Source organism: Rhodopseudomonas rhenobacensis, assembly GCF_014203125.1.
GTDB classification, from domain to species: Bacteria; Pseudomonadota; Alphaproteobacteria; order Rhizobiales; family Xanthobacteraceae; genus Rhodopseudomonas_A; species Rhodopseudomonas_A rhenobacensis.
In genome coordinates, this window is record NZ_JACHIH010000023.1 from 18844 (window position 1) to 43698 (window position 24855).

General features: G+C 66.5%; 24 protein-coding genes. 8 read left to right on the forward strand and 16 right to left on the reverse strand.

Annotated features, from left to right (window positions below; all coding sequences use genetic code 11):
• Positions 1–227: 227 nt before the first annotated feature.
• From otnK to HNR60_RS16615, 9 genes are all read right to left on the reverse strand, one after another.
• Positions 228–1502, reverse strand: coding sequence for a 3-oxo-tetronate kinase (gene otnK, locus HNR60_RS16575; protein ID WP_184259453.1), 1275 nt, complete (start codon positions 1500–1502; stop codon positions 228–230).
• Positions 1499–2281, reverse strand: a complete 783-nt coding sequence (otnI, locus tag HNR60_RS16580; RefSeq protein WP_184259455.1) for a 2-oxo-tetronate isomerase — start codon at positions 2279–2281, stop codon at positions 1499–1501. The genes otnK and otnI overlap by 4 nt, the downstream gene beginning before the upstream one ends.
• A 26-nt stretch (positions 2282–2307) precedes the next feature.
• Positions 2308–3537 carry an alpha/beta fold hydrolase gene (locus tag HNR60_RS16585; RefSeq protein WP_184259457.1) on the reverse strand — a complete coding sequence of 410 codons (1230 nt, stop codon included), beginning with the start codon at positions 3535–3537 and terminating at the stop codon, positions 2308–2310.
• 26 nt (positions 3538–3563) lie between these two features.
• Positions 3564–4223 carry a sulfite oxidase-like oxidoreductase gene (locus HNR60_RS16590; RefSeq protein ID WP_184259458.1) on the reverse strand — a complete coding sequence of 220 codons (660 nt, stop codon included), beginning with the start codon at positions 4221–4223 and terminating at the stop codon, positions 3564–3566.
• A gap of 69 nt (positions 4224–4292) precedes the next feature.
• The gene (locus HNR60_RS16595) at positions 4293–5729 is read right to left on the reverse strand and encodes an amidase family protein (RefSeq protein ID WP_184259460.1); all 1437 of its coding nucleotides are present in this window, start codon (positions 5727–5729) and stop codon (positions 4293–4295) included.
• Positions 5730–5929: 200 nt separating this feature from the next.
• The gene (locus HNR60_RS16600; RefSeq protein ID WP_184259462.1) at positions 5930–6904 is read right to left on the reverse strand and encodes a hypothetical protein; all 975 of its coding nucleotides are present in this window, start codon (positions 6902–6904) and stop codon (positions 5930–5932) included.
• 354 nt (positions 6905–7258) lie between these two features.
• On the reverse strand, positions 7259–8185 hold the full coding sequence (locus HNR60_RS16605) for an NAD(P)-dependent oxidoreductase (protein ID WP_184259464.1): 927 nt from the start codon (positions 8183–8185) through the stop codon (positions 7259–7261).
• A gap of 15 nt (positions 8186–8200) precedes the next feature.
• The gene (locus HNR60_RS16610; RefSeq protein ID WP_184259466.1) at positions 8201–9451 is read right to left on the reverse strand and encodes a Zn-dependent hydrolase; all 1251 of its coding nucleotides are present in this window, start codon (positions 9449–9451) and stop codon (positions 8201–8203) included.
• 88 nt (positions 9452–9539) lie between these two features.
• A complete protein-coding gene (locus HNR60_RS16615; protein ID WP_184259468.1) occupies positions 9540–10502 on the reverse strand; it encodes a LysR family transcriptional regulator in 963 nt (320 codons plus the stop codon).
• A gap of 115 nt (positions 10503–10617) precedes the next feature.
• On the opposite strand from HNR60_RS16615, the gene HNR60_RS16620 reads away from it, so the two are divergent.
• The 6 genes from HNR60_RS16620 (at position 10618) to HNR60_RS16645 (ending at position 16358) form a co-directional block, all read left to right on the forward strand.
• Entirely contained in the window at positions 10618–11433 is an 816-nt protein-coding gene (locus HNR60_RS16620) for a putative hydro-lyase (protein ID WP_184259470.1), read from the forward strand.
• Positions 11434–11493: 60 nt separating this feature from the next.
• Positions 11494–12738: an ABC transporter substrate-binding protein gene (locus tag HNR60_RS16625; protein ID WP_184259472.1), complete on the forward strand. Its 1245-nt coding sequence runs from the start codon at positions 11494–11496 to the stop codon at positions 12736–12738.
• A gap of 345 nt (positions 12739–13083) precedes the next feature.
• Positions 13084–13962, forward strand: a complete 879-nt coding sequence (locus HNR60_RS16630; RefSeq protein ID WP_184259474.1) for a branched-chain amino acid ABC transporter permease — start codon at positions 13084–13086, stop codon at positions 13960–13962.
• Positions 13962–14942, forward strand: coding sequence for a branched-chain amino acid ABC transporter permease (locus tag HNR60_RS16635; RefSeq protein ID WP_184259476.1), 981 nt, complete (start codon positions 13962–13964; stop codon positions 14940–14942). Before HNR60_RS16630 ends, HNR60_RS16635 begins: the two co-directional genes overlap by 1 nt.
• Entirely contained in the window at positions 14939–15670 is a 732-nt protein-coding gene (locus HNR60_RS16640; protein WP_184259478.1) for an ABC transporter ATP-binding protein, read from the forward strand. Before HNR60_RS16635 ends, HNR60_RS16640 begins: the two co-directional genes overlap by 4 nt.
• Positions 15654–16358: an ABC transporter ATP-binding protein gene (locus tag HNR60_RS16645; protein ID WP_184259480.1), complete on the forward strand. Its 705-nt coding sequence runs from the start codon at positions 15654–15656 to the stop codon at positions 16356–16358. Before HNR60_RS16640 ends, HNR60_RS16645 begins: the two co-directional genes overlap by 17 nt.
• A 156-nt stretch (positions 16359–16514) precedes the next feature.
• Here the strand turns inward: HNR60_RS16645 and otnC are convergent, their stop codons facing one another.
• Positions 16515–17192: a 3-oxo-tetronate 4-phosphate decarboxylase gene (gene otnC, locus HNR60_RS16650; protein ID WP_184259482.1), complete on the reverse strand. Its 678-nt coding sequence runs from the start codon at positions 17190–17192 to the stop codon at positions 16515–16517.
• Positions 17193–17308: 116 nt separating this feature from the next.
• On the opposite strand from otnC, the gene ltnD reads away from it, so the two are divergent.
• The gene (ltnD, locus tag HNR60_RS16655; protein ID WP_184259484.1) at positions 17309–18247 is read left to right on the forward strand and encodes an L-threonate dehydrogenase; all 939 of its coding nucleotides are present in this window, start codon (positions 17309–17311) and stop codon (positions 18245–18247) included.
• 173 nt (positions 18248–18420) lie between these two features.
• On the opposite strand, the gene HNR60_RS16660 is transcribed toward ltnD, so the two are convergent.
• Positions 18421–18930 carry a phasin gene (locus HNR60_RS16660; protein ID WP_184259486.1) on the reverse strand — a complete coding sequence of 170 codons (510 nt, stop codon included), beginning with the start codon at positions 18928–18930 and terminating at the stop codon, positions 18421–18423.
• Between the two features lie 195 nt (positions 18931–19125).
• Positions 19126–19491, reverse strand: coding sequence for a hypothetical protein (locus HNR60_RS16665; protein WP_184259488.1), 366 nt, complete (start codon positions 19489–19491; stop codon positions 19126–19128).
• A gap of 159 nt (positions 19492–19650) precedes the next feature.
• Between HNR60_RS16665 and HNR60_RS16670 the strand changes: the two genes are divergently transcribed.
• Positions 19651–20565 (forward strand): alpha/beta fold hydrolase, encoded by a 915-nt coding sequence (locus HNR60_RS16670; protein ID WP_184259490.1) that lies wholly within the window; start codon positions 19651–19653, stop codon positions 20563–20565.
• Between the two features lie 813 nt (positions 20566–21378).
• Here the strand turns inward: HNR60_RS16670 and HNR60_RS16675 are convergent.
• From HNR60_RS16675 to HNR60_RS16690, 4 genes are all read right to left on the reverse strand, one after another.
• Complete coding sequence (locus HNR60_RS16675; RefSeq protein WP_184259492.1) at positions 21379–22356, reverse strand: alpha/beta fold hydrolase; 978 nt, start codon at positions 22354–22356, stop codon at positions 21379–21381.
• 52 nt (positions 22357–22408) lie between these two features.
• Complete coding sequence (locus HNR60_RS16680; RefSeq protein WP_184259494.1) at positions 22409–23191, reverse strand: esterase/lipase family protein; 783 nt, start codon at positions 23189–23191, stop codon at positions 22409–22411.
• 21 nt (positions 23192–23212) lie between these two features.
• Entirely contained in the window at positions 23213–23464 is a 252-nt protein-coding gene (locus HNR60_RS16685; RefSeq protein ID WP_184259496.1) for a DUF6489 family protein, read from the reverse strand.
• A 107-nt stretch (positions 23465–23571) separates the two neighbouring features.
• Entirely contained in the window at positions 23572–24828 is a 1257-nt protein-coding gene (locus HNR60_RS16690; protein WP_184259498.1) for an NAD(P)/FAD-dependent oxidoreductase, read from the reverse strand.
• Positions 24829–24855: the final 27 nt, after the last annotated feature.

Here is a 24855-nt window from a genome sequence, read left to right on the forward strand (position 1 = left end):
TTTGGCTGCTACGCGCCAGGCATCTTCGAGTTTTCGCGCGCGGTTGTCCATGCTGGCAGAATTGTTGATGCCCCCGCCACAACTTCGCGTCATCCTGAGGAGCCCGGCTGAGCTCGAAGAGCGAAGCCGGGCGTCTCGAAGGATGGGCGACACGCCCGAGCGTCCGCACCCTGAGGCTCGCCGAAGACGGCGAGCACCTCAGCGTGACGGCACAACCATCGCAGCCGCTACCGCATCAGGCGCAGCGCATCGGTGAAGAACTCCGGGCCGCCGAAATTTCCCGACTTCAACGCCAGCAGCATCGGCGCGCCGGCGCCGACGCTGCGCAGCACCGGAACGCCGGCGGCGATTTCGGCGCCGATCAGAAAGCCCGGCAGCCCAAGCCGATCGACCACCGCGCCGGAGGTCTCGCCGCCGGCGATCACCAGCCGCCGCACGCCGGCGTCGACCAGCGCCGCGGCGATCTCGGCCATCGCCTGCTCGATAGCGTGGCCGGCCAAGTCGCGGCCGTGGCGGGCCTGCAGCGCCGCCACTTGATCGGGCGTTGTGCTCGACGCGATCAGCAGCGGCCCTTGCCCGATCCGTTCGCGCGCAAACGCGAGCGCGCGCTGCACTTCGGCGCCGCCTGCTATCAGTTGCTCAGGATCGAGCCGGAGCACCGGCATCACGGCTTCGGCGCAGGCGATCTGATTGAGCGTCGCCTGCGAACAGCTGCCGGCGAGACACGCCGCGGCGCCGCCGACCGCGGGCTCGGCTTCGGACAAAGCCGCTCGCGCCGCGATGCCGCCATTCGCCCGCAGCGCTCGCGCCAGCCCAAGGCCGAGCCCGCTCGCCCCCACCGAGACGCCGTGCCGCAGCGCCACCGCGCCGAGCGTCTCGAGGTCGCGCTCGAACACCGCGTCGGCAATCGCCGCACTGACGCCGCAAGCCGCGAGTTCATCGAGCCGCGCCTGCACCGCATCGGCGCCGCGGGCCACCGTCGCGAGATCGATCAGGCCGATCTTGTGACGGCTCTGCCGCCCCAGCACCCGGACCAGATTGGAATCCCGCATCGGGTTGAGCGGGTGATCCTTCAGCGGGCTTTCGTGCAACGGCACGCAGCCCACGAACAGATGGCCCTGATAGACGCTGCGACCGGTCTCCGGAAATGCCGGCGTCACCAGCACGATGGCCTCGCCAGCATCATCGCGCAGCACGTCGAGCACCGGGCCGATATTGCCGGCATCGGTGGAATCGAAGGTCGAGCAGATCTTAAACAACAGATGCTTAGCGCCACGGCCGCGCAGCCATTGCGCCGCGGCGCGGGATTTTTCCACCGCGGTAGAGGCCGCGATCGAGCGGCTTTTCAGCGACACCACCACGGCGTCGACCTCGGGCAGCGCGAGATCGTCGGCCGGCACGCCGATGCTCTGCACGGTGCGCAGCCCCTGCCGCGTCAGCGTGTTGGCGAGATCGGAAGCGCCGGTGTAGTCGTCGGCGATGCAGCCGAGTTGAAGCGTCACGACGCCCGTCCCGCGTAAGGCGCGAACCAGCCGAGCCCGTCGAGCGTGGCGCCGCGCGGCCGATATTCGCAGCCGACATAGCCGTCGTAGCCGAGCCGGTCGAGTTCGGCGAACAGGAACGGATAGTTCAATTCCCCATCGTCCGGCTCGCTCCGCGACGGCACGCTGGCGATCTGGATATGGCCGATCAAGGGCAGCAGCTCGCGCAGCCGCGTGGTGACGTCGCCGTGCAGGATCTGGCAGTGATAGATGTCGAACTGCAGTTTCAGATTGGGGATCTTGAGATCGAGGATCACATCGCGCGCGAAGGCAAAGTCGTTGAGGAAATAGCCCGGCACGTCGCGGCCGTTGATCGGCTCGATCAGCACGTCGATGCCGTGCGGCGCGAAGAAATGCGCGGCGACCGCGACCGCCTTGCGATAGGCCACCACGGCCAGCGCATCGTTGCGGTCGGCGAGGCCCGCCATCAGATGCAGCCGCGTGACGCCGGTGGCCTGCGCGTAGCTCAGCGCGGCGACGAGGCTCGCCTGCAACGCGGCGAATTTGTCCGGCCGCGCCGCGAAGCCGCGCTCGCCCGCCGCCCAATCGCCGGGCGGCAGGTTGAACAGCGCCTGCGTGAGACCATGGCGCCTCAGCCGCTCGGCAATCGCCTCGGCCGGATGCTCATAGGGAAACAGGAATTCCACCGCGCTGAAGCCGGCCTTCGCCGCGGCCTCGAAGCGATCGAGGAACGGCAGCTCGGTGAACATCATGGTGAGATTGGCGGCGAAGCGCGGCATAAACGTCCTTGTTGATTACGCGGTCTTTACGCGCGCGGCACGGCGCGGGTGACGATGCGGATCTCCGAAGTCAGCGTGCGATGCACCGGGCACTTGTCGGCGATCTCCATCAGCCGGCCGCGCTGCTCGGCATCGAGCGCGCCGTCGAGCGTGATCAGCCGCTCGATCTGGTCGAGTGTGCCGGTCTTGGTCTCGCACTCGGCGCAGTCCTCGGCGTGGATCTTGCTGTGCGCCAGCGACACCGTGACCCGGTCGAGCGGCAGCGCCTTGCGATCGGCGTAAAGCCTTATCGTCATCGCTGTGCAGGCGCCGAGCGCGGCGATCAGCAGGTCGTACGGCCCGGGGCCGGAATCGTCGCCGCCGGCCTCGATCGGCTCGTCGGCGGCGATGCGATGCGGGCCGAGCTTGATCGATTGCCGAAACTTGCCCTGGCGGGTTTCGCTCACCACAACGCGGCGCGGCGCGTCGAGGCTTTCGGCCGCCGGCAACGTCGCCACCGGATCGAGATAGCGCGCCACCCAGGCGGCGATTAGTTCGGCCACATAGGCGGCGTGGCGGCGATCTGTCAGCAGATGATCGGCGTCGTCGAGCGAGACGAAGCTTTTCGGATGCTTCGCGGCGAGGAAGATCTTGGTGGCGTTGTCGATGCCGACGGTGTCGTCGCCCGGCGCGTGCAGGATCAACAGCGCCTTGTGCAGCGCTGCCACCGATTGCAGAAGCTTGTGCTCGGCGATGTCGTCGAGAAAGTCGCGCGTGATGGTGAACGGCCGCCCCGCCAGCGACACTTCGCCCGCGCCGGTTGTGCGAATGGAGTCGAGCTGATCGGCGAACAGCTTGGTGACGTGACTGGGGTCCGAGGGTGCGGCGATCGTCACCACCGCTTTGGCTTCGGGGATCTTCGCCGCCGCGGCCAGCACCGCGGCGCCGCCGAGGCTGTGGCCGATCAACAGCGCCGGCGCCTTGTAGTGCGCGCGCAGATGGTCCGCGGCGAGCACCAGGTCGGCGACGTTGGAGGAGAACGTCGCATTGGCGAACTCGCCGTCGCTGTCGCCGAGCCCGGTGAAATCGAACCGCAGCACGGCGATGCCTTGCGCCGCCAGCGACAGCGCGATGCGCCGCGCCGCGAGGCCATCCTTGGCGCAGGTGAAGCAATGCGCCAACAGCGCGTAAGCGCGCGGCGCGGCGTCCGGCAGGTCGAGCGCGGCGGACAATTCGACGCCGTCGCTGCCGGGAAAACGAAAGCGCTCAATCGGCACGGCGGGGCTCCATCGGTCGCGGAAAACTAATCAGTCGAATAGCGCTGCTCCAGCCAGGGGTCGCCGCGGTTGTGATAGCCGCGCACCTCCCAATAGCCCGGCGCGTCGGCGGCGACGAATTCGATGCTCTGGATCCACTTGGCACTTTTCCAGAAGTAGAGCTGCGGCACCACCAGGCGCACCGGGCCGCCATGCTCCGCGGTCAGCGGCGCGCCGGACCAGGCGTGCGCCAGCAGCGCGTCCTCCGCGGCGAAATCCTCCAACGACAGATTGGTGGTGTAGCCGTCGTAGCTGTGCAGCAACACGTGGCGCACGTCGGCATGCGGCCGGCACGCCGCCAGCAATTCACGCGTCGCCAGCCCCTGCCACTGGTTGTCGTAGCGCGACCAGGTGGTGACGCAGTGAATGTCGGAGACAAATTGCGCCTGCGGCTGCGCCATGAACTGCGAGAAATCCCAGAACAGCGGCGCCTCCACCGCGCCATGGACGTCGAGCCGCCAGCGCTCGCGGCCGATCTCGGGCACGATGCCGAGGTCGAGCACCGGCCAGTCGCGGGTGAGATGCTGACCCGGCGGCAGCCGCTGCTCGGCCGGCCGCGCGGTGAGGCCGGTGAGAAACTTGCCCTCGCGCGCCCAGCGCTGCTTGCTTTGCGTCAGTTTCGACTCGGACGGCGGCTCGTCGCTCATGGTCGCTCGCTCCTCTCGGGGTGCGCGCGCAGTGTGCCATAGCGGCGGCGGCGCCGCACGCCGCCGCGATCACATTTCCGCGGGCTGCAGCGCCTTGCGCGGCTCGATCGGCGTGGTGCCACGCAGCCCGAGAATCTCCTCCAGCACCAGCGCGCCGGCCAACAGCCGGGCCTCGCCGCGCGGCGGCGCCACGATCTGCAGGCCGACCGGCAAGCCGCTGGCGGTGAAGCCGCAGGGCAGCGACAGCGCCGGGCAGCATACGAGCGTGATCGCATAGACGATCGCCAGCCACTCGACGTAGTTGTCGAAGCAGTGGCCGTCGCATTCGGCGACGTAGCGATGCTCGATCGGATACGGCGACACGATGGTGGCCGGCGTCAGCAACAGATCGTAGGTCTCGAAGAACTCCAGCGTCCGCGCCGCCATCGCGACGCGCTGCGCCTCGGCGCGCGTCAGATCGTCGACCGTGAGCTTCAGCCCCTGCTCGATGTTCCACACCACTTCCGGCTTCAGCTGGTCGCGGCAGTCGCGCAATAGCTCGGCCTTGCTGATCGCGAAATCGAACGCGCGCAGCACCTGGAAGCACTCGTGCGCCTCGCGCAGATCCGGATGCGCCAGCTCGACCACCACGCCGGCTTCGGCAAAGCGTAGCGCCGCCTTGCGGGTGATCGCCGCGACCTCCGGATCGACCGGGGTGATGCCGAGATCCGGCGAATAGGCGACACGCCGCGGCGGCTTGCCGTAACGCGCGGCGCTGCGGAACGAGTCGGCCGGCGACGGCAGCGACAGCGGATCGGCGGCGCATTCGCCGCTCATCGCGTCGAGCAGTAGCGCCAGATCTTCGACGTTGCGCGCCATCGGGCCCTGCACGCCGAGCGTGCGATCGATCTTGAAGGCGGGCGTATGCGCGACGCGGCCCACGCTCGGCCGCATCCCGACGATGCCGCAGAAGCTCGCCGGGTTGCGCAGCGAGCCGCCCATGTCGGAGCCGTGCGCCAGCCAGGCCATGCCGGTGGCGAGCGCCACCGCGGCGCCGCCGGAGGAGCCCGCCGCCGAGCGCGACAGGTCCCACGGATTGCGCGTGGCGCCGAACAGTTCGTTGAAGGTGTTGGCGCCGGCGCCGAATTCCGGCGTGTTGGATTTGGCGTAGATCACCGCGCCGTTGGCTTCGAGGTGCTCGACCATCAGATCGGAGCGCGCCGGGATGTGATCCTTGAAGATCTTTGATCCCTGCGTCGATAGCACGCCTTCGACGTCGGTGAGGTCCTTGATCGGCAGCGGCAGGCCGGCGAGCAGCCCGCGATCGCCGAGCGGGCGCTGCATCAATGCGCTAGCGTGACGGCGCGCGCGCTCGAAGCAGCGCGTCGGCAGCGCGTTGACCGCGCCGTCGACGGCGGCGATCCGCGCCTCCAACGCATCGAGTAGTTGCAGCGGCGTGACTTCGCCGGCGTTGAGCTTATCGACGACGTCGCACGCCGTCGCCCGGATCAAATCGTCAGATGTCACGCGCGTCCCCCCAATGTCGACGCAAGCTGGTGCATCGGATGGTGGACTGTCAACCGCCGCAACTGCATGCGGTCGGTGCAAGTGATAGAGGCGTCTGCCATCATGCTGTCAGATTGAGCATGACGGTGCGAAGACCGGCGAAGGTGACATTCTGCTCGCCGAGCATCCCGCAATTGGGACCGCGGCATCACCAAACTTTGTCAGCGGTGGCTTTTGGGGCGGCGGCGCAGCGGATGATGCGGACGTTGCGTCGGCAGCCGCAGCGCACGTCGCAGCGGCCGGTCGTTACGCAGGGCAACACGCGGCGGCTTTGACGGCGGTCGGTTGGGGTCCGGTCGACGATCGAGCCGCGGCAATTGCTGCCGCGCGGCGCGCCGCTGCAGCGGGTTTGCGGGTCGCAATTTAAGCGCCGGCCTCGGCGGTTGCTCCGGCGGCCGGATCGCGCGCGGCTGCCGCTTCGGCTGGCGCGGCTGGCGTTGTCGCACCGGCTTGCGCAGCAGCCGCTGGCGCGCAGGCTTATCCGGCTGGCCGCTCGGCGCCGGCGTCGGCATCAACGTCGGCGCGGATACGACGAGCACGTCGCTGGCGTTTGGCGTCGACGTCACCCCCGGCGCGGCTGTGATTGCTTCCGCCTGCGGCATGGGCGGCGCAGCCGCGGCGATGAGTTCTGATACTTCTAACTCTGAAACTGCGGGGGGCGCGGCGGCGACCACCTCCGCCGCGGACCACTGCGGCGCGGTCTCGGCCGCGGCGGCCGGCACCACGCGCAGCACCGGCCCGCCCGCGAACCCTCCGTTATGCCGGGCGGCGGCGGGATAGCGCGCGCGCCGCGGCCGCTTCAGCTCGACGACGGACCAGAGCAAAGCGATCGCCAGCACGATCACCACATCGGCCAATGGCAGCACCAGCCACGCAGCCGTCACTGCGGTCGCCACGGTGGCGACCTTGCCGAGTTTCTCGGCGTCGGCGAAGATCGCTTTCAGTCCGTGCAGGAAGTTGCTTTGCGGCCCGGACGACAGCTGGCGCCAGGCCTGCGCGAAGCCGATATCGCGCGCCACCAAGAGATAGCGAGCGATCAAAAATGTCAGCAGAAAGATCAGCGTGCCGGAGAGACCGGCGGCAGAACCGATGACCACCACCAGGGCCACAGCCAGAATTGCGAACCAGTCCTTCATCCGACACTTCTCCTTCGCCGTCCGCCAAGGGCTTCCGTTCGCGACGCGCGCCCGCGTCCACGAACTAAGTGTGTCATGGCGACAGACAGGATACTTTGATTCGGATCACCGGAGATTCATTCGCCGCGCCTATTTTATAAGGGCAATAGTGCTAACTGCGGTGGATGGTTACCTCTAAGTAAGCATCGATGCGACTACGAATTTCACCTCTCCCCCCGGCATGGCATAACGCGGCGCCCCCTCACCCGGCGCGACAAGCTTCGCTTGTCACGCCACCCTCTCCCCGCAAGCGGGGCGAGGGACGTTTGCCGCGCCGGTCTTAAATCAGTCGACGCTCGGCTCTTAGAACCAGCCTCAGCTCCCCACCGCTTCCGCGACGATGCGCCGGCAGTGTTGCAGCGCCGCTTCGACCAGGTTGGCGCTGGCTTCGGGTGTACGGAACGCGGAGTGCGCCGACAGCGTGACGTTGGGCAGCCGGGTCAGCGGATGGCCGACCGGCAACGGCTCGGTGTCGAACACGTCGAGCCCGGCGTGGCGCAGATGCCCGGAGCGCAGCGCGTCGATCATCGCCGCCTCGTCGACCAGCGCGCCGCGCGCGGTGTTGACCAGGATCGCGCCGGGCTTGATCGTGGCAATTTTTTCGCGCGACAAGAACCCTCTGGTCTCGTCGTTGAGCAACAGATGCAGCGACACCACGTCGCTCTGCGCCAGCAGCGTCTCGATGTCGACGAAATCGACGCCCTCATATTGCTTCGGCGTCCTATTCCAGGCGATCACCTTCATGCCGGAGCCGAGTGCGATCCGCGCCACTTCCGCGGCGATGCCGCCGAAGCCGATCAGCCCGATGGTCTTGCCGGTGAGCTGCACGCCGTCCTCGCGCAGCCAATTGCCGGCGCGCATCTCGCGGTCCATCGTCGCCAGATTGCGCGCGCCGGCCCACATCAGGGCGATGGCGCATTCCGCCACCGCGGTGTCGCCATAGCCGCGGATCAGATGCACGGCGATGCCGAGTTCGGCGAGTTCTTCCGGGTTCATGTAGCTGCGCGCGCCGGTGCCGAGAAACACCACGTGCTTGAGGCCGATGCATTGCCGCGCGATCTCGGTCGGCAGCGCGGTGTGGTCGATGATCGCGATCGCGGCGTTGCCGAACAGCACGCGCGGCAATTGCCGCGGCGTGACGTCGGGGTCGCGGTTGATGATCATCGGCAGATCGAGCGGCGTCGAGATCGTCTCGAACAGATCCCCGAGCGTTTCGCTGGCGTCGACAAAGACCGCGTGCATTGCGATTTCCGCCGCTTACTTCGCCACGCCGGCGAGCGCCAGCACGGTGTGCAGCAACACGTTGGCGCCGGCGCCGCAATCGGCCTCCTTGGCGTCTTCCAATTCGTTGTGGCTGACGCCGTCCTTGCACGGCACGAAGATCATCGCCGCCGGCATCATGGTGGCGAGGTTGCAGGAATCGTGGCCGGCGCCCGAGGTGATGCGGCGATGGCTGTAGCCGAGGTCGGACGCCGCGGTCTGCACCGCGTCGATCAATTTGGGGTCGAAATGCGTCGGTTCGATCCGCCACACCAGGTCGAGCGCGATCTCGACCTTGCGGCGCGCGGCGATCTCGACTGCGGCGGCACGCACGTTCTTGTCGAGCGAATCCATGATCGAGGCCTCGGCGCTGCGCATATCGATGGTGAAGGCGATCTCGCCGGGAATCACGTTGCGCGACGGCCGCGCGATCACCGCTTCGCCGATGGTGCCGACCGCTTTGGGGCCGAGCTCGGTGGCGATCCGCTCCACCGCCAGCACGATCTCCGACAGCGCGCCTAGCGCGTCGCGGCGCAACTGCATCGGCGTCGAGCCGGCGTGGCTTTCGAAGCCGGTGATCTTGCCGTCGTACCACAGCACGCCCTGCCCGGAATCCACCACGCCGATGGTCTTGTTTTCGGCTTCCAGGATCGGCCCCTGCTCGATGTGCAGCTCGACGAACGAGGTGAATTTCTGGGCGCCGAGCGGAGTGTCGCCGCGATAGCCGATCGCATCGAGCGCCTCGGCGACGCTGATGCCGTCAATGTCCTTGCGCGCCAGAATATCCTCGGGCGTGAAGTCGCCCACATAGGCCGCCGATCCCATCATCGCCGGCGCGTAGCGCGAGCCTTCCTCGTTGGTCCAGTTGGCGACGCAGAGCGGCAGCTCGGTTTCGATGCCGGCGTCGTTCAGCGTGCGCACCACTTCGAGCGCTGCGAGCGAGCCTAAGATGCCGTCGAACTTGCCGCCGGTCGGCTGGGTGTCGAGATGCGAGCCGAGCCCGATCGGCGGCTTCGACATATCGCGGCCACGGCGCAGCCCGAACATGTTGCCGAGCGTGTCGACATGCACCTCGCAGCCGGCCTGCTCGAGCGCTTGGCGAAACCAGTCGCGCACCTGTTTGTCCTCGGCGCTCAGCGTCAGCCGCCGCACCCCGCCCTTCGGCGTGCCGCCGAATGTCGCGGTGTCGTGGATGGTGCTCCACAGTCGTGCGGTGTCGATCTGCAGATTGGAGGCGAGTTTGCTCATGCGAAGGTCCCGATTGCGGCGCGCGTCATCGAACGGACGGTACCTTGTCCATACGCTACCTTGTCCATGACGCGGTGACGCCGCCGCGTCAACCAATCGGCTCGTGCGTGGCGCGTTTGATCGCGGGCTGCGGCTCCGGCTTGGCCGGCGCGGCCTGTCCGGCAAAGCCGCCGACCTCGGCGATCTCGCTGGCGAGATGGGCGACGCGTTCCACCGCGGTGGTGTCGGCGGAATCCAGCCAGCTCGCCGAAAACGTCAGCGGCGGAATGTGCAGGTCGGTCTTCAGAAGCTGCAGCCGGCCGTCGGCGAGTTCGGCTTCGACGATGTCGGTGGGAATCACCGCGATGCCCAAGCCTTCCACCGCCATGTGGATCACGGTGGCGAGCGACGCCGAGGCGTGCAGCCGGATCGGTGGCAGCTCCGGCCGGTTGAACAGCGAGCGGATGGTCTCATAGGGCTGCGACTTGCGCGGGAAGGTGATGATCGGATGCTTCGCCAAATCGCGCAGCGTCAGAGTGCCTTGGCCGAGCCCGAGCGACGGGCTCGCCAGGAAGCCGACCGGGTAATCGCACAACAGCCGGTTGCGCACCGTCGGGTCCGGCAGCGGCCCGAGCAGGAACGCCAAGTCGATCTCCTGCGCCATCAGCCGGGCGCGCAGATCGGGCGTGATTTCGACTTCGATCTCCAGCGACAGATTGGGATAGGCGCGGTTCACGCTCTTGATCAGCTGCGGCAGCCAAGTGTGCACGATGGTCTCGGCGACGCCGAGCCGCAGCACGCCGCGCATCGCCGAACGATCGCCGACCACCGCCAGCATCTCCGAGCGCAGCCCGATCAGCTTCTCTGCATACACCATCATCTGCCGGCCGCTCGGCGTCGGTGAGGCGCTGCGGTGATCGCGCTGCAACAGCTTGACGCCGAGTTCGCGCTCGAGCTGGGCGATGCGCTGCGAGATCGCCGGCTGCGTGGTGTTGAGTTTCTGGGCGGCGCCGCGGAAACTGCCGAGCGTCACCACCCACAGGAAGGTCTCGATGGCCTTGAAGTCAGGCATTTGCGGCACCCTTTGTCAGATAAAATAATTTTATCGACATTGATCAAAAGAGAAGATTAGACTTTATAGTAGGCCTAGGCTCCATTGCTGTCGAGATTATAGGCAGGATCCTTTTATGACCGTTTTGACAGCACCGCATGCGTCTAACGCGGCCTCGACCTCACCTTCATACCAGGCCCGGCTCGCCTGCCGGGCGGGAAATGCCGAGCAGACCGCGGGACTTGCCCCGGGTTACGTGCAGGGCAACCTCGCCATCCTGCCGGAAAAACTCGCGTCGGCGTTCCACCGATTCTGCCAGCTCAACCCCAAGCCCTGTCCGATCATCGGCATGTCCGAGGTCGGCAACCCGAAAATCCCCTCGCTCGGTCTCGACCTCGATATCCGCACCGACCTGCCGCGTTACCGGGTCTGGCGCGACGGCGAGATGACCGACGAGCCGACCGACATCATGGCGCATTGGCGTGATGATTTGGTTGCTTTCGTCATCGGCTGCTCGTTTTCGTTCGAGGAAGCCCTGATGGCCGACGAGTTGCCGATCCGTCACATCGAACAGGGCGTCCGCGTGCCGATGTATCGCACCAGCATCGCCTGCGTGCCGTCGGCGCCGTTCGAAGGCCCGATGGTGGTGTCGATGCGGCCGCTGAAGCCCAAGGACGCGATCCGCGCCGTGCAGATCACCTCGCGGTTTCCCTCGGTGCACGGCGCGCCGGTGCATCTCGGCCTGCCGCAGTCGATCGGCATCACAGATATCGCAAAACCGGATTACGGTGATCCGGTGCTGATCAAAGACGATGAAGTTCCTGTATTCTGGGCTTGCGGCGTCACTCCGCAAGCGGTGATCGCCGCGGCGCGGGTGCCGTTCGCGATCACCCATTCGCCCGGATTGATGCTTGTCACCGACCTCAAGAATAAGCAGCTTGCCGTTCTTTGAGGCTTCCCCTCTCATCCGAAGTATCTCATCGCTATCGCCGGTAAATAAAAGGATCCCAGCATGATACTCAATCGCCGAGACGTATTGCTTGGAGGCGCCGCCTCCGTCGCTTTGCTGCCGCTGGCGGCGCGGGCGCAGACCGCCGAAGTGGTGATCGGCGTGATCTATCCGTTGTCGGGCGCCTCGGCGCAGATCGGCGTCGACGCCCAGAAGGCGTTCGAGACCGCGGCCGACCTGATCAACAAGAACTACGATTTCGACCTGCCGCTGGCCAAGGGCGAAGGCCTGTCCGGCCTCGGCGGCGCCAAGGTGCGGCTGGTGTTCGCCGACCATCAGGCCGATCCGCAGAAGGGCCGCGCCGAAGCCGAGCGGCTGATCACCCAGGACAAGGTCTGCGCCATCGTCGGCACCTATCAGAGCTCGGTGGCGGTCACCGTCAGCCAGATCTGCGAGCGCTACCAGATCCCGTTCATTTCTGCCGACAACTCCTCGCCGAGCCTGCATCGCCGCGGCCTGAAATTCTACTTCCGCGCCGCGCCGCACGACGAGATGTTCTCCACCGCGATGTTCGACTTCTTCGACGCGCAGAAGAAGAAGGGCCAGAAGATCGAGACCCTGGCGCTGTTCCACGAGGACACCATCTTCGGCACCGACTCGTCGAACGCGCAGCTCAAGCTCGCCGCCGAGCGCGGCTACAAGGTGGTCGCCGACATCAAGTATCGCGCCAACTCGCCGTCGCTGACCGCCGAAGTGCAGCAGCTCAAGGCCGCCGACGCCGACGTGCTGATGCCGTCGAGCTACACCACCGACGGCATTCTCTTGATCAAGACCATGGGCGAGCTCGGCTACAAGGCCAAGAACATCGTGGCGCAGGACGCCGGCTTCTCCGAGAAGGCGCTGTACGACGCGGTCGGCGACAAGATCCCGGGCGTGATCTCGCGCGGCTCGTTCTCGCTCGATCTCGCCGCCAAGCGGCCGATGGTCGGCAAGATCAATGACATGTACAAGGCGCGCTCGGGCAAGGACTTCAACGACTATTCGTCGCGGCAGTTCATGGGCCTGATCGTGATGGCCGACGCCATCAACCGCGCCAAGTCGATCGACGGCGAGAAGATCCGCGAGGCGCTGGTCGCCACCGACATGCCGGGCGAACAGACCATCATGCCGTGGAGCCGGGTCAAGTTCGACGAGATGGGCCAGAACAACTTCGCCGACCCGGTGCTCTTGCAATACAACGGCGGCAAGTTCGTCACCATCGCGCCGCCGCAGGCCGCGGTGGCCGAAGCCGTCTGGCCGATGAAGTAAGCACCTGATGCGACAAGTTGCGACCGAACGCTCGATGCGCGCGCGGACTTCACCTCTCCCCGCTTGCGGGGAGAGGTCGACCCGGCGAAGCGTAAGCGAAGCCGGGTCGGGTGAGGGGGCGCTTCATCGAAACGCGGCGCCCCCTCACCCGGCGCGACAAGCTGCGCTTGTCACGCCACCCTCTCCCCGCAAGCGGGGCGAGGGAGGGTATGCCGCACCACGCCGGTCAACCTCGACATTGAAATCAGCAGTGAACGGCTCATCCATACAGGTCGGTCTCACGACCAGCAGCGAACTCGCGATGACAATGTCGGATCCCACGAACCTGCCGCTGGAGCAAAGCCTTTGACCACCGCCACCATCATTCAATCGCTCGCCAGCGGCCTCTTGATGGGTCTGCTCTACGGCCTGATCGCGGCGGGTCTCGCGCTGATCTTCGGGCTGATGGACGTGGTGAACTTCGCCCATGGCGAGTTCCTCATGATCGCGATGTACGTCACCTTCTTCCTGTTCGCGTTCTTCGCGATCGACCCCTTGCTTGCCGCGCCGTTGGTCGCGGCGGCGTTGTTCGTGTTCGGCGCGGTGGTCTATCTCTTGGTGGTGCGCTTTGCGATGCGCGCCAAGGCCAATGTCGGCATGGTGCAGATCTTCGCCACCTTCGGCCTCGCCATCGTGATGCGCGGCCTCGCGCAGTTCTTCTTCACGCCGGATTATCGCAGCATTCCGCATTCCTGGCTCGGCGGTCAGACCATCTCGTTCGGCGGCATCTATCTGCCGGTGCCGCAGCTGGTCGGCGCTGGCGTCTCGATCCTGGCGTTCACCGCGCTGTTCTTCTTTATTAAGAAAACCGATTTCGGCCGCGCGCTGGAAGCCACCCGCGAGGACGCCGGCGCGGTGGCGCTGGTCGGCATCGACAAGAACCGGGTGTTCGCGCTGGGTTGGGGCCTCGGCGCCGCCCTGGTCGGACTCGCCGGCGCGATCATGGCGATGTTCTTCTACATCTATCCCGACGTCGGCGCCTCGTTCGCGCTGATCGCCTATGTGACGGTGGCGCTCGGCGGCTTCGGCAGCGTGTTCGGCGCCTTTGCCGGCGGCATCATCGTCGGTCTCGTCGAGGCCTCCACCGCGCTGATCCTGCCGCCGTCGTTGAAATCGGTCGGCATCTACGCGGTGTACCTCCTGGTAGTGTTCATTCGGCCGCGCGGCCTGTTCGGATCGATCTGATGGACAACAGCTTCGCCCAACGCCGCCGTCGCGACCTGTTGCTCGCCGCCGGCTTCACCGCGGTCGCCGCCCTGGTGCCGCTGTTCGTCAAGGACGTCTACGTCCAGAACATCATGGTGCTGACGCTGATGTATGCGGCGCTGTCGCAGAGCTGGAATATTCTCGGCGGCTATTGCGGCCAGATCTCGCTCGGCCACGCGCTGTATTTCGGTCTCGGCGCCTACACCACCGCGCTGCTGTTCTCCAAATTCGGCGTCCTGCCGTGGTTCGGCATGATCGGCGGCGGGTTGATCTCCGCGGTGATCGCGATGGCGCTGGGCTATCCCTGCTTCCGGCTGCGCGGGCACTATTTCGTCATCGCCACTATCGTGATCGCCGAGATTGCCTACCTGCTGTTCCTGAACTGGGACTGGGCCGGCGCCGCGCTCGGCATCGACATTCCGGTGCGCACGGATTCCTGGCTGACCTTCCAGTTCACCCGGAGCAAACTGCCCTACTTCTACTTCGCGCTCGGGTTCTGCGTGGTCGCCTGGCTGGTCACCTTCTGGCTGCAGGATTCCAAGTGGGGCTATTGGTGGCGCGCGGTGAAGGACAATCCCGACGCCGCCGAGAGCCTCGGCGTCGTGGTGTTCAATTCCAAGATGGGTGCGGCGGCGGTGTCGGCGTTCCTCACCGCGGTCGGCGGCAGCTTCTACGCGCAATTCGTCTCCTATATCGATCCGGAAAGCGTGATGAGCTTCCACTTCTCGCTGCTGATGGCGTTGCCGGCGGTGCTGGGCGGCATCGGCACGCTGTGGGGGCCGGTGCTCGGCGCGGTGATCCTGATCCCGCTCACCGAACTGACCCGCTCGTTCATCGGCGGCTCCGGCCGCGGCGTCGACCTGATCGTCTACGGCACCTTGATCGTGCTGATCGCGCTGGCGCGGCCGGAAGGGCTGATCGGATTGTTCTCGCGCAAACGCAAGGGAGCCAGCCGATGACCGCGCTTCTGGAGACCAAAGGCGTCTGGCAGCGCTTCGGCGGGCTGATCGCCAATTCCGACATCTCGATCGCGGTCGAGCCCGGCGAGATCGTCGGACTGATCGGGCCGAACGGCGCCGGCAAATCGACGCTGTTCAACCTGATCGCCGGCGTGCTGCCGCCGACCCAAGGCTCGATCCTGTTCAACGGCGAGGACGTCACCCGGCTGCCGGCGGCGCAGCGCTGTCAGCGCGGCATCGCCCGCACCTTCCAGGTGGTGAAGAGCTTCGAGACCATGACGGTGATCGACAACGTCATCGTCGGCGCGTTGATCCGCACCACGGTGATGCGCGAGGCCCGCCGCAAGGCCTATGAGGTGCTGGAATTCGCCGGGCTCGCAGCGCGCGCCAATGTGCTCGCCAGCGAACTCATTCCCTCGGAGAAGCGCAGGCTCGAGGTGGCGCGTGCGCTCGCCACCGAGCCGAAGCTGTTGTTGCTCGACGAGGTGCTCACCGGCCTGACGCCGGTCGAAGCGCAGACCGGCGTCGAACTGGTGCGCCGCGCGCGCGACACCGGCGTCACGGTGTTGATGGTGGAACATGTCATGGAAATCGTAATGCCGCTGGTCGATCGCGCCATCGTGCTCGATCTCGGCAAGGTGCTGGTCGAAGGCAAGCCGGCCGATATCGTTCGCGATCCGAAAGTCATCAGCGCCTATTTGGGAGATCGTCATGCTGTCGGTGCATGAGGTCACCACCGCCTATCAGGGGCTGGTCGCGATTTCCGAGGTCACCATCGAGATCGCCAAGGGCGAGATCGTGCTGGTGGCGGGCGCCAACGGCGCCGGCAAGTCCACGCTGGTGAAATCGATCGCCGGTGCCGAGCGGCCGCGCTCAGGCTCCGTGACGTTCGACGGTAGCCGCATCGACGGGCTGCAGCAGCACGTCATCACCGCGCGCGGCATCGCCTATGTACCGGAGAACCGCCGGCTGTTTCCGCGGCTGTCGGTCGCCGACAATCTGCGGCTCGGCAGCTACATGTTCCGCCACGAGGCCGACCGCGACGATCCGCTGAAGCTGGTGTTCGAACTGTTTCCGCGATTGCAGGAGCGGCTGGAGCAGCGCGCCGAGACATTGAGCGGCGGCGAGCAGCAGATGCTGGCGATCGGCCGCGCGCTGATGACCCGGCCGCGGCTGTTGATGCTGGATGAACCCTCACAGGGCATCATGCCGAAGCTGGTCAGCGAGATCTTTCAGGCGGTGAAGAAGATCCGCGACGCCGGCATGACCGTGCTGATCGTCGAACAGCGCATGGCGGAATGTCTCGAGATCGCCGACCGCGCCTACATCCTGCAGACCGGGCGCGTCCTAATGCAGGGCACCGCCGGCGAACTGATGGACAACCCCGACGTCCGCAAGGCGTATCTGGGGCTGTAGTTAGTTAGCATACTCCCGGCCGCAGCCGTCATCCTGAGGAGCCCGGCGTAGCTCGAAGAGCGAAGCCGGGCGTCTCGAAGGATGGGCCGCAAGCACCTGTTGCCGCATCCTTCGAGGCTCGCCGCTCCGCGGCTTCGCACCTCAGGATGACGACGCTCAGCATGATGTGGCGTCGTGCTCATCCCCCTGTTCCGGCAACGTCAGCCCGAACGTCGCCACCAGATCGTTCACCTGCGCCGGCGTCAGGTAGCGCGGGTTGAGGCCGCGTAGCAGCAGATAGAGTTTCGCGCTTTCCTCCAGCTCCTCGATGGCGAACACCGCGGCCTCCAGACTGTCGCCGGCGACCACCGGGCCGTGATTGGCGAGCAGCACGGATGAGTATTTGCCGGCCAGGCCCTTGATGGCGTCGGCGACCGCCGGATCGCCCGGCCGATAATACGGCACGAGCGCCACGCAGCCGCACTTCATCACCGAGTACGCGGTGAGCGGCGGCAGCGCCGCGCCGGGGTCGATCTCCGGCAGCATCGACAGCGCCACCGCGTGCGTCGAATGCAGATGCACCACCGCGCGCGACGCGCCGCGCGTCTCGTACAAGGCGCCGTGCAGCGGCACCTCCTTGGTCGGCGGCGCGCCGGACAACAAGCGACCGTCGGCATCGAGTCGCGACAGCAGCGCCGGATCGAGGAAGCCCAGCGACGCATTGGTCGGCGTCACCAGGAAGCCGCCGTCGTCGCAGCGCAGACTGATGTTGCCGGAGGAGCCCGGCGTCAGCCCGCGCTCGAACAGCGAGCGGCCGAGCCGGCAGATCTGGTCGCGCAACCTGGCTTCGGTCATGGCGTCTCCTTCGCGGCCCCGCTTCGTGGAATCGTTTTTGGCAAGCCGGCGCCGCCGTGATACCGAAAGCGACCGCGCGCGGCCGTCATGACGCGCGGAACTGAAGGGAGCCTCGCATGCCGCCAGACACTTCGCCACTGCCGCGCGTCGCCGTGATCGGCCTCGGCTCGATGGGATTCGGCATGGCGAGTTCGCTGCGCCGCCGCGGCCTCAATGTCACCGGCTGCGACGTCTCCGCCGACGCGGTCGCGCGGTTCGTGGCCGAGGGCGGCCAGGGTGCCGCGACGCCGGCCGAGGCCGCGCGGGATTGCGACGTCGTGGTCAGCGTGGTGGTCAACGCCGCGCAGACCGAATCCATCCTGTTCGGCGAAGAAGGCGTTGCCGCAAGTTTGCCGCAAGGCGCGGTGGTCGTCTCGTCGGCCACCATGGACCCCGACATCGTGCGTCGCCTGGCGGCGCGGATCGAGGCCGGCGGCTGGCTCTATCTCGACGCGCCGATTTCCGGCGGCGCGCTACGCGCCGCGCAAGGCGAATTGACGATTCTGGCCTCCGGCAGCGCGGCCGCGTTCGCCAAGGCGCGCCCCGCGCTCGATGCAATGGCGGCGAAGCTCTACGAACTCGGCGACCAGCCCGGGCAAGGTGCGGCGTTCAAGATGATCAACCAGCTGCTCGCCGGCGTGCATATCGCGGCAGCCTCCGAAGCGATCGCGTTTGCGGCCAAGCAGGGCCTCGATCTGCGCCGCGTCTACGAGGTGATCACCGCCTCGGCGGGCAATTCCTGGATGTTCGAAAACCGCGTGCCGCATGTGCTGGACGGCGACTACACGGCGAAGAGCGCGGTCGACATTTTCGTCAAGGACCTCGGCATCGTGCAGGACATGGCACGATCGGCGAAGTTTCCGGTGCCGCTCGCCGCTGCGGCGTTGCAGATGTTTCTGATGACCGCGGGCTCCGGCATGGGCCGCGACGACGACGCCTCGGTGGCGCGGATCTATGCCCGCGTCGCCGGCGCGCGGCTGCCCGGCGACGACGCCACGCCGGAAAGTTCGGTATGACTCATCGGAAGCGCCTTCGGCAGTTAGATTCACCAGTCCTGTGAGGTTTTCCGCACGCTTTCCAGCTCTGCGATGCCGGTTCCGATGCGCGTGACGCGGTGGTGATCGCGACAAACAAAAGGCCCGCGGGTGCGGGCCTTGAGCAGTCTCGGAGAGGTCGAAGAGAAAGCGATTCAGTTGCTCTTGTTGTAGATCTTGGTGAGATTGTCCTGCGCGGTGCGGGTGCTATCGGTGACCAGCTTGCCGAGATATTCGGTGGTCGACTTAGCGCGCGCGATCAGGGCCTCACCCTGCGAGCGAACCAGCTCGGACTGGATCTGCACCACCTCGTTGAGCGACTTGGCGGAGGCGAGCTTGTCGATGCCCGCGAAGAACGCTTCGGTGTCCTGATAGATCGCGTGCTGGATGTTGCGGCTGATCTTGGCGGCTTCGGCGACCGAATTCGACACCGCGGTTTCGATCACGGCGGTGACCTTCTCGGAGCCGGCGTGGATGTCGGCGGCCTTTTCCTTGGCGGTGCCGGCGGCCCGCTTGACGAAGTCGCGGGTGGCTTCCGGAACGTCCAGATTCTGGATGTTCTTCAGCGCGTCGGTGACCGGAGAGAAGGCCTGGTTGACGCTATCCAGCACCGAAGTGTCGGAGCGCGCCTCATGTTCGTGAAACGTCTGGGTTTGATCGTTCATGGGGCTTCCATCCTCGTATTTGAGCCATGGTTGTTCTTCCCCGACTGAGTGTCCCCGGGGCAACTGGGTTATCTCATGGTTAATGGTGCATCGCAACATAGATGGTGCAGTGCGTCATTCACATTTGCGTGAAATCCATCCACGATGCACGCAATGGCAATGTTGCGCTCCGGCCCCCTTTGTGGCCGCGCGCGCTCAGGCCGAACGGTTGGGCGGCCGTTTGCGAGGCGGCGGTTTCGCCGCCGGCGGCAACGGAGGTTCAGGATGCGCCTGCATCTGGCGCAGCAGCTGCGTGATTTCATGCAGCTGGGTTTCGATCGCCTCGAGCCGGGCGCCGAAATCGGTGAGCTGGGCGCGGCTCGGCATGTTGAGGCCGACCAGATAGCGCTCCATCAGCTCGCCGACCTGCTTCTGCGCCTCCGCGGAGACGCCGCCGACGTCGGTGATCACTTTGTTGAATTCGGGCGACGTCAACGCCTGATTGGCGAAAGATTGGAATCCCTTTGACATCTCGCCGAGCATGGTGCGCCACAATTCGGTCGGGTCGCTGGCTTTGGCCATTCGCGGCTCCCTCGGTGGACGGCGGTGGCCCGTGAGCCCCTGTGGATCATTCGATACGGTTGTGCTGGCGCGGTCAATATCGTTGCGGTGGTGCGTCAGCACGCGGCTTCTGCGCGAGCCAGTCCTGCGTTAGATTTTCCGCGCAATCAGGAGGTATCGGTGACCGACGTTCCGCATCAGCCGCCGCAACTCGCCAAGGCCAACGGTATCGAACTCTGCTACGAAATCTTCGGCGCCGCCGACGCCGAACCCTTGGTGCTGATCATGGGGCTCGGCGCCCAGATGATCCTGTGGGACGATGAGTTCTGCCAACAGCTCGCGCACCGCGGCTTTCGGGTGATCCGTTTCGACAACCGCGACATCGGCCATTCCACGAAATTCGCCGGCGAAAAACGCCTCACCATGACCGAGCTGTTCAAGCAGCGCTTCCTGCACATTCCGATCGCAGCACCGTATCGGCTGCAGGACATGGCCAACGACGTGGTCGGCCTGCTCGATGCGCTCGACATCGCGTCGGCGCATATCGTCGGCGCCTCGATGGGCGGCATGATCGCCCAGGAAATCGCGATCCTGCATCCGGAGCGGGTGCGAACGCTGACTTCGATCATGTCGACCACCGGCAATCCGCGGCTGCCCTACCCGACCCGCGAGGCCGCCGCGATGCTGATGGCGCCGCCGCCGACCACGCGCGAGGCTTACATCGCGCGCTTCGCGCAGACCTGGAAGGTGCTGCGCGTCGGCCACTTTCCGCAGGACGAGGCCAAAGACCGCGAGCGCGCCGAGCGCAGCTTCGCGCGCGGGCTCAATCCGGCCGGCGTGGCGCGGCAGCTCCGCGCGGTGCTGGCGTCGGGCAATCGCAAGCCGCGGCTGCGTCAGATCAAGGCGCCGACGCTGGTGATCCACGGCAGCGTCGACCCGCTGGTGCGCCCGGCGGCCGGCAAGGACACCGTGGCGTCGATCCCCGGCGCCAAGTGGCTGCTGATCGACGGCATGGGCCACGCCCTGCCGATGCCGATGTGGCGCACCATCATCGACGCGATCACCAAGCACGCGCTTGGGACAAAAGCGGGGTGATCCTGAGGCGCTCTCTGACCACGTCCTCGCAATGACGGGGGAGCGCCGAATATCATTGATCGGTTGTTCGGTCAGCCATTCCGGATGACGCGCTCGGCTTGCGTCAAGCGCTTCAGGCGACGCGTCTCGCGCCTGGGCCATCCATCGTCATGCAAATTCTCAAACAGCCACGTCCGATAACGATCAGCCCACGCGCCGGCGTCCTCGCGCAAGATGTTGCGCGAGCGGGTCCAGGTCGTTTCCCCCTCGCCAGGTGAGGGGGACGGAGCGCCGCAAGGCGCAACCGTGATTGTGGGGCGCGGCCCGACGCTGCCGGCGAGGCAGCGGAGCGGACCGCGCACGCCTTGCGGCGCTCCATCGCGGGATTTGTCGACCCCAGGACCGTGCTTCCGGGGACAGGCGCGATGCACTCCGCACCGCCGATCCGGCGGGCTTTCCCCCGCCTTCACCTGTCCCGCGTCCAGCCAACCAGCAAGTGGCAGAGCCCCGTAGTAGGCCCGGACGGCGACCCGGGGCGTCCCGGGCTTGCGGGTGCGAACCGCGCGCGCAGGACACCGCATCCTCGCTCCGCCTCATGAGCGCCCTCGAGAAGCGCCCCTCGTGAGCGAGGACGCGGTGATAGTAAGCGACGGCGAAAACGCGGGGATTGCTATCCGCGCGTTTTTTTTGCGGGGTGCGTTGCCCTGGATTGCTTCGCCGCAAGAGTTCTTCGCAATGACGAGTTGAATGCCTGATTTCATTGATCGCTTTTTCAGTCAGACTCTCAGGATAACGCCGAGGTTGGAGTTAATGCTGTATCACCGCCGATGGTGGTCAGCCGAACCGGCGGCGCCGCCATTCGATCAGCTTGGCGCTGACTTCATCTGGCTTCTCCTGCTGGGTCCAGTGGCCGCAGTCGCGCACCAGATATTTTTCCAGATCCGGCACCAGCTTTTCCATGCCGTCGGCGGCCGACGGCGGCAGCACCGCGTCGTCCTCGGCCATGATCATCAGCGACGGCACCCGCACGGTGAGATCGAGCTCGGCGGAGCGCTGCCAGTTGCGCGTCATGTTGCGATACCAGTTGATGCCGCCGGTGAAGCCGGTGGTGCTGTACGCATCGACGAACACCTGCTTTTCCTCCGGCGACAGGATCGGCTCGCGGGTGTCGCGGCTGGCGTCATAGGCCGCGACCATCTGCGGAAACGCCAGATTGGGTTTCGCCGCGTCGCCGTCGGCGGCCGCGCTATCTTTGCGCGGCTGCGGCCTTTTCATGAAAACGTCGAAGGTCTGCTCCACCCGGCTGTCGAAGATCTTGTCCGGCTCGCCCGTCCGATCCTGAAACTGCACGATGTACATGCTGTCGCCGAACCGCTTGCGCAGGATCGCGATCGGATCGACCGGCGGCCGCGCGGTGTGCGGGGTGTTGATGCCGACCACGCCCGCGACCCGGGTCGGATGCCGCAGCAGCATCTGCCAGACCACGAAGCCGCCCCAGTCGTGGCCGACGAAAATCGCCTTGTCGATTTTGAGATGATCGAGCAGCCCGACCAGGTCGTCGGTGAGGTGCTCGATGTCGTAGGCCTCGATCGGCTCCGGCCGATCGGTGACGCCGAACCCGCGCTGGTCCGGCGCGATCACCCGGATGCCGGCCTCGCTGAGCGCCTTGATCTGGTGCCGCCAGGAAAACGCCAGCTCCGGCCAGCCGTGACACAGCACCAGCGGCGGCGCGTCCGAGGCCGGGCCGGCCTCGTAGTAACCCATGCGGATTCCGTTGCTCGATGCAAATTGCAGCGGCGGCATCTCGATCATCGCAACTCCTCCCGGCTCGGTTGTTTGGTCGCACCTTCAGGCGCGTGAGCGATTACTTTGCCTGCGCAGCGGGCGCATACGCAATGGCAAAGGGACCGCCGCGACCAAATGGCTGAAAGCTGCCCTCCGGCTGCGCCAAGCGGTCGGCGACCGCCCACAGCACCGCGGCATTCACCGTGAGCCCGATGTGGCTGGCGAGACAGACCTCGATATTCTCCGCGGTGGCCGACGGCTGCAACACGCTGGTGCGCCAGTTCACGATACCGTCGCCGCGCGAATAGATCGAGGTGGTCGGCACCGGCAGCGCGCCGGCCAAAGCCTGCAGATCCGCCGCCGCGACATTGTCGAGGCTTTCGCCGGACAGTCGTTCGTACACCCATCGGCCGTTGGTGGCGGTGAGATCGCGCGCGAACGGGCTGCCGAGCGTGATGACGCTGCGTACCAGCTCCGGACGATGCAGCGCGAGATCGCGGGCATAGACGCCGCCGAGGCTCCAGCCGACCAGGCTGACCTTGCGGCCGGTGAGATCGTGGATCCGGCGCAGCCGTTCGTCGAGCTTGGCGCGCATGGCATAGACGCCGCCGACGTTGCGGCCGAGCCCCCAGGCGAAGCTGTGGTAGCCGAGACGTTTCAGGAAGCGGCGGAGCAGCGCGGTGGACAGATCGCTCGCCAGCAGCCCCGGCAGCACCAGCACCGGATGGCCATCGCCCTTCGGCGCCTGCATCAGCACCGGCGCCAGCAGCAGGCTGGCGTTCAGCTCGAGCACGCTGCGCGCCTCGGCCAGCAACAGGCCGAGGCCGGGGGGACGGAGCGGCGGCGTCGATTGCGTGGGCATCGCGCCTGATGAACCTCGCTGCTACTTCTTGTCTTTGGTCATGCCGCCGAGCCCGGTCATCGTCACGAACATGTCTTGAAACCGCTCGGCGAGCTTCGGGTCGAAGGTGAACCAGCTCTGCATCAGCGCTTCGGGCGAGACCTTGTCGATGTTGGCCGTCATCTGTTGCTGCAGCTTGTCCATCACCGCAACCTGCATCGGCTGCACGTCGGGGAGACCGAAGAACTGCCGGGCTTCCAGTGGCGTGCAATCGATCTCGACATTGACTTTCATTTCCGCTCCTGACTGCTTTGATCGCCGCTCTGCGAACCGGCCCGAACGGCGCGAGCAGTATCACCGCGACAACCGCCGCGATGCAAGTGATCTCAGATCCGCGCCGCTCAGGCGAAGCGTTCGACCGAGAACGGCTTGGGATCGGCGAACGGTTGTTCGCCAGTGATCAGCTCCGCCAGTAATCGCCCGGTGGCGGGGCCGAGCGTGAGACCATGATGCTGATGGCCGAAGTCGAACCATAATCCGGGGTGGCGCGGCGCGGCGCCGAGCACCGGCAGCATGTCGGGCAGGCACGGCCGCGCGCCCATCCACGGCGTCGGCTCGATCGCCTCGCCGAGCGGGAACAGCTCGCGGGCGAGCGGCGTCGCGCGCGCGATCTGCACCGGCGACGGCGGCGCGTCACGGCGCGCGAACTCCGCGCCGGTGGTGAGGCGAATGCCTTTGTTCATCGGCGCCAGCAGATAGCCGCGGTCGGAATCCAGCACCGGATGACCGAGCACGGCGTTGCCGCGCGGCACGAAGTGCTGGTGATAGCCGCGCTTGAAGCCAAGCGGGATGCGATAGCCGAGCTTGCGGAAGACGAGGTCGGACCACGGCCCGAGCGCCACCACCACGTCGCGCGCGGCCACGCTCGTGCCATCGGCCAGCGCCAGCCGCCACAGTGCGCCATCCTGCTCCAACAGCCGCGCGTCGCCGTGACCGAACTGTCCGCCGTTACGCTGGAACAGCGCGGCGTAGGCTTTCACCAGCGCGCCGGGGTCGGGAATGAAGCCCGGCTCCGGCCAATGGATCGCGCCGGCAAAGCTCCCCGAGAGACTGGGCTCGCGCGCGGCGATCGCCTTGGCATCGAGCACCTCGCCATCGACGCCGTAAGCACGCGCGCGCTCCAGTTCGAGGAGGCTGCGCGCCATCGAGGCCTCGGAGCGGAACAGCTTGATCCAGCCGGTGCGGCGCAACAGCTGCGGCACGCCGGCCTGTTCGATCAGGGCTTCATGCTCGGCGAGGCTGCGCCGGATCAGCGGCAGCGCCGCCATCGCGCTGTGCAGCGAGCGTTGCGGCGACGACGCCAGGAAGTAGCGGATCAGCCACGGCAGATACTCCGGCAGGCCGGACAATTGGTAGTGCACGTCGGTGGAGCGATTCAACGAATAGCGCAGGATATGGCGCAGATCGCGCGGAAAGATGTAGGGAAACACCGAGGCGCATTCGATCAGCCCGGCATTGCCGTAGCTGGTTTCCTCGCCGGCCTGGTCGTGCTTGTCGACCAGCACCACCTCGCGGCCACGCTGCTGCAGATGCAGCGCGGCGCTGACGCCGACCACGCCGGCGCCGAGCACCAAAACATCGACTTTACGCTCGCTCATGACATTCCCCGCCGACGGCGGACGTCA

Excerpts from the sequence above, each read along its gene's own strand:
- otnI (WP_184259455.1), bottom strand. The coding sequence starts at position 2,281 with ATGCCGCGCTTCGCCGCCAATCTCACCATGATGTTCACCGAGCTGCCG.
- HNR60_RS16590 (WP_184259458.1), bottom strand. The coding sequence starts at position 4,223 with ATGAGCGACGAGCCGCCGTCCGAGTCGAAACTGACGCAAAGCAAGCAG.
- HNR60_RS16600 (WP_184259462.1), bottom strand. The coding sequence starts at position 6,904 with ATGAAGGACTGGTTCGCAATTCTGGCTGTGGCCCTGGTGGTGGTCATC.
- HNR60_RS16605 (WP_184259464.1), bottom strand. The coding sequence starts at position 8,185 with ATGCACGCGGTCTTTGTCGACGCCAGCGAAACGCTCGGGGATCTGTTC.
- HNR60_RS16610 (WP_184259466.1), bottom strand. The coding sequence starts at position 9,451 with ATGAGCAAACTCGCCTCCAATCTGCAGATCGACACCGCACGACTGTGG.
- HNR60_RS16615 (WP_184259468.1), bottom strand. The coding sequence starts at position 10,502 with ATGCCTGACTTCAAGGCCATCGAGACCTTCCTGTGGGTGGTGACGCTC.
- HNR60_RS16620 (WP_184259470.1), top strand. The coding sequence starts at position 10,618 with ATGACCGTTTTGACAGCACCGCATGCGTCTAACGCGGCCTCGACCTCA.
- HNR60_RS16625 (WP_184259472.1), top strand. The coding sequence starts at position 11,494 with ATGATACTCAATCGCCGAGACGTATTGCTTGGAGGCGCCGCCTCCGTC.
- HNR60_RS16635 (WP_184259476.1), top strand. The coding sequence starts at position 13,962 with ATGGACAACAGCTTCGCCCAACGCCGCCGTCGCGACCTGTTGCTCGCC.
- HNR60_RS16640 (WP_184259478.1), top strand. The coding sequence starts at position 14,939 with ATGACCGCGCTTCTGGAGACCAAAGGCGTCTGGCAGCGCTTCGGCGGG.
- HNR60_RS16645 (WP_184259480.1), top strand. The coding sequence starts at position 15,654 with ATGCTGTCGGTGCATGAGGTCACCACCGCCTATCAGGGGCTGGTCGCG.
- otnC (WP_184259482.1), bottom strand. The coding sequence starts at position 17,192 with ATGACCGAAGCCAGGTTGCGCGACCAGATCTGCCGGCTCGGCCGCTCG.
- ltnD (WP_184259484.1), top strand. The coding sequence starts at position 17,309 with ATGCCGCCAGACACTTCGCCACTGCCGCGCGTCGCCGTGATCGGCCTC.
- HNR60_RS16660 (WP_184259486.1), bottom strand. The coding sequence starts at position 18,930 with ATGAACGATCAAACCCAGACGTTTCACGAACATGAGGCGCGCTCCGAC.
- HNR60_RS16665 (WP_184259488.1), bottom strand. The coding sequence starts at position 19,491 with ATGGCCAAAGCCAGCGACCCGACCGAATTGTGGCGCACCATGCTCGGC.
- HNR60_RS16675 (WP_184259492.1), bottom strand. The coding sequence starts at position 22,356 with ATGATCGAGATGCCGCCGCTGCAATTTGCATCGAGCAACGGAATCCGC.
- HNR60_RS16680 (WP_184259494.1), bottom strand. The coding sequence starts at position 23,191 with ATGCCCACGCAATCGACGCCGCCGCTCCGTCCCCCCGGCCTCGGCCTG.
- HNR60_RS16685 (WP_184259496.1), bottom strand. The coding sequence starts at position 23,464 with ATGAAAGTCAATGTCGAGATCGATTGCACGCCACTGGAAGCCCGGCAG.
- HNR60_RS16690 (WP_184259498.1), bottom strand. The coding sequence starts at position 24,828 with ATGAGCGAGCGTAAAGTCGATGTTTTGGTGCTCGGCGCCGGCGTGGTC.